This is a genomic window from Bacteroidales bacterium, from assembly GCA_018334875.1.
GTDB lineage: Bacteria > Bacteroidota > Bacteroidia > Bacteroidales > UBA12077 > JAGXLC01.
In genome coordinates this window covers 1-4387 of record JAGXLC010000338.1, presented here as the reverse complement: position 1 = coordinate 4387, position 4387 = coordinate 1, and the positions used below count along the sequence as shown (strand labels likewise).

2 protein-coding genes are annotated in these 4387 nt (G+C 45.8%); both read left to right on the top strand.

The genetic code is table 11. The features are described 5' to 3' along the window. Positions 1–49 precede the first annotated feature (49 nt). Positions 50–3274 (top strand): UvrD-helicase domain-containing protein, encoded by a 3225-nt coding sequence (locus KGY70_17665; protein ID MBS3777030.1) that lies wholly within the window; start codon positions 50–52, stop codon positions 3272–3274. 735 nt (positions 3275–4009) lie between these two features. Further along, positions 4010–4387 (top strand): hypothetical protein (locus KGY70_17660; GenBank protein MBS3777029.1); only part of this gene is annotated, 378 nt, incomplete at its 3' end.

Sequence of the window (4387 nt, the reverse complement as noted above, 5' to 3'; positions counted from 1 at the left end):
CAGGTTGATCCCAAAATAATTTGGGAAATTTGAAGGAAAACTATCAATTATGGACTTCATCGCAGACCTTCATATACACTCGCATTTCTCAATGGCCACCAGCAAGCAGCTGCGACCCGAATATCTCGATTATTGGGCACGCATTAAAGGCATCAAGGTGGTTGGAACGGGTGACTTTAGCCACCCGGGCTGGCTGAAAGAGCTGAAGGAAAAGGTAGAACCTGCCGAGCCAGGGCTTTTCAAACTCAAAGAGGAGTATAAGCTGGACAACATTGTCCCGGAGACACCGGAAAATTCAGTACGCTTTATACTGACGGCGGAGATCAGCAACATCTACAAGAAAAACGGCCAGGTGCGGAAAATTCATAGCGTACTTTTTGCTCCAGATTTTGAAACCGTGGAGAAGTTTCAGCAAAAGCTCTCTTCCATGAACTTCAATATCACCTCTGATGGCCGGCCCATCCTGGGACTCGACGTAAGGGACCTGCTCGGGCTAACCCTGGATATCAACGAAAACAACTTCTTCGTTCCTGCCCACATCTGGACTCCCTGGTTCTCGGTTTTCGGCTCCAAATCGGGTTTCAACAGCATGGAGGAATGTTTTGAGGACCTCAGCAAACACATCCACACCGTAGAAACCGGACTTTCCACAGATCCCCCGCTGAACTGGATGTGCAGCTTCCTGGACCGCTATACCCTGGTGTCCAACTCAGATGCTCACTCTCCCGAGAAGCTGGGCCGGAATGCCAACCTTTTCAAAACAGAACCTACCTACGATGGAATCATCGAAGCCATGAAAACCGGGGATCCGGAAAAATTCGGGGGGACCCTCGACATGTTTCCCCAGGAAGGCAAGTATCATTACGACGGCCACCGCAAATGCGGCATCAGGTGGACACCGGTGGAAACCCTTAAGCATGGTGGTATTTGCCCGGTGTGTGGAAAGAAGATTACCGTAGGGGTGACCAACCGGATCGTCAGGTTATCGGACCGGGAAGACATTCTTGAACGGAAGAACCGTCTCCCCTACTATTCCATCATTCCCCTGAAGGAGATACTTTCGGAGATCGAAGGGGTGGGTGAAAAAACGAAGAAGGTCACCAAAAAATATGACCAACTAATCCGGAAGGCTGGCAGCGAATTCAACATGCTTCAATACCTGCCGGTGGAAGAGGTAAAACAGATCGGGAATGATGTGCTCGCCGAAGCCATCCGCCGCATGCGAAACAATGAAGTGATCATCAAAGAAGGATTTGACGGAGAGTATGGTAAGATCAAGGTGTTTCAGCCCGATGAGATCAAATACATCGGTACCCAGGAATCCCTGTTTGATTCGTCATCTGCATTCACCAATACCGGCAAGCGAAAACTCATCAATTTCGACCTCAGCGAATACCGCAGGCTGGAACAAATGGAATATCCCGTTGATCAGGCAGCCGAAGATAGTCCGCACTATCATACCCAAAAAGAAGGTGCATTAAAAGGCTTAAATCCTGAACAAACCGAAGCAGTCACCCACTCCGAAGGCCCTGCTGCTGTGCTGGCCGGGCCCGGCACTGGTAAAACAAGGGTGCTGACCCGGAGAATAACTCACCTGATTCAGGAAAAAAATATCGACCCCGCCTCCATCCTTGCCATTACCTTTACCAACAAGGCAGCGGAAGAAATGAAGGAACGCTGCGGGGAGCTCCTACCCGAAAACACCCCTGCCTCAAAACTGAATATATCCACCTTCCATGCCTTTGGATATAACTTTCTAAAGAATCATCCCGATGCCATCAAACAAGATGAAAACTTCACAATAATCGATGAAACCGATAAGCAGCAACTTATCAGAGACATCTTCAGCATCAGCAATAAGGAAGCCAAACAATATGCTTCCCGGTTCACTGAAATCAAGCAAACTCCGGACGAACAGCAACCAAGCCAAAACGATAACATCTTTAAAGCATTTCAAAGTTACCAGAACAAGCTGGCTCAATACAACCTGTTCGACCTGGACGATCTGATCTACCAGCCGGTGCATTTGCTGGAGCATGATCCTGAGATCAGGGAAGAAGCAAGGAAGCAATACCAATGGATACTGGTGGATGAATTTCAGGACATCAACCTGATGCAGTACCGGCTGATACAGCTCTTATCTGCCAAAGAAAAGGCCAACCTTTTTGTCATCGGTGATCCTAACCAGGCCATTTACGGGTTCAGGGGTTCCAGCAAAAGATTTATCAGTCGGTTTATCGGGGATTATAAAGATACAAAGGTATATAAGCTGCACACCAGCTACCGTTGCTCCAAAAACATACTGCAAGCCTCAGGAGATGTATTGCAGGAAGATGAGTTACAGGGCCTGAGCGACGGGGTAAAGATAAAAATATCCCCTCAACAGACAGACAAAAGCGAAGCAGAATACATTGCCAGAACAATTGAATCGCTCAGCGGAGGACTCCGATTTTTCTCCATGGACAGCAATGTAACACAGGGCGACAGCGACGAAGAAATTGAAAGCCTTTCGGACTTTGCCATTCTGTGCCGTACCAAAGCCCAAATGAAAGTTATTGAGAAAGCCTTGCTGAATCACACCATCCCCTGTCAGCTTGTGGCAGAAGATGAATTTTTCTCCCATCCCCTGGTGAAAAAAATTACCGGCATACTTAAATATTCTGAAAACCCGGATAATGGTTATCTGAAAGACAAATTAACACGTCTTGATCCATCCTTATCAGGGATCAGTAAGAACATCGATCAAATAAAAGCGCAGGATCCTCTGAAGGACAAAATTCAATATGCATTCGACACATTGCTCAGTCACTCAGAAGAAAGCAACGAAGAAGAGATACGCCGCAAAATAATGGATCTGGCTGAATCGTACGGCAGCAGAACAGAAGCGTTTCTCCGGTTTCTTACTTTGGGCAGTTCTTCCGATGCTTACGAGCATCAAACGGAAAAAGTAACCGTTATGACACTACATGCCTCAAAGGGACTGGAATTTAAATGCGTATTTATTGCCGGTTGTGAAGATGGCTTAATCCCGTATTCGATGTTTAAAACCCAGGAAACAGACCACGAGGAAGAGAAAAGACTGCTCTACGTGGGTATGACCCGGGCTCAGTCCTATCTCTATCTTACTCACGCCCGTAAACGTTTCATCATGGGACAGGAAAGAACCATGCAACGAAGTCCCTTCCTGAACCGTATCGAAAAAGAGCTCACCGAGGTGGAAAAAAATACATACCAAAAGAAAAAGCAGGATGATTCGCAGCTGAAGCTGTTTTGATATAAGCAAACTGAATCAAAGCAGGAAAAGAGGAATCGTGGAAGGCCTGATAGCATCCAACATATCATTATATCATATGAGTATCCTGACATTGATCAATATTACCAGAACAATCAGGCCAATTATCAATGCGATACTGTTGCCATGCCGCTGTTGTATTTTCTCGTCCAAATACATCTCAGTAGGGACGCACGGCCGTGCGTCCCTACTACATGGCAGAACCTCATAACATAACCTATTTGGCGTATGGTTATGTCATCCCTAACGGGATTCCCATTGCAATTGGGATGCTATATTACCGGGGTTTACACCCCGGCCTACAACGATGTCAGGCCTACGGCCTTTGGGTCTGATCCTGTATGCCGGTTTATAACACATCGATAATTTGTTCGGTTGAAAGGATACTTCGACCAAAAAACTTATATTTCCCTAAAAACAGGAAGGCCTTTAGGGCTGGAATATTTGTAGGCCCGACCGGCAGATGCCGGTCGGGTTTAAAGGAACCACCTCCTCTATTCGAAATGCCGTAGGCATGAAACCTAAGAAAATGCATGTAATAAGCTAAGAATCCGGCGCCGTTTATTTTCTTCAAAAAATCCCTTTTCATCTGTAAGGTTTTGGTCTGGTAACCGACTACCTATACAATCAATTGGATTCGCAGATTGATCAGAAGTCACCTGTTAAAATTCAATGATGTTTTGTACTCATTTAATGTATAACCAAAATCTTTGAACTATGAGAACCACAAAATCTATTATTACAAGCTTCATACTGATGTTCATATTCTCGATGTCAGTGATGGCTCAGTCACAACACGAAGTAATTGCAGTAATCAACAAAGCCGACTGGTGCCCGGTTTGCGAGAAAAACGGCGGAAGGGCCATGGAGGCGCTTAAAGGCAGCAATGAGGACGGCGCTGTTAAGTTCATTGGCAATGATCTTACCGATGAAGAAACAAAAGCCAAATCCAAAGAAAAGCTTAAGGAATATGGCCTGTATGAAAAAATGAAATCTTACAACGAAACCGGCGTTGTATTTTTCTTTGATACAGAATCCAAAGAACTGATTGATAAGATCAGCGTGGCAAAATCAAGCCGAAAACTGGCAGAGGCC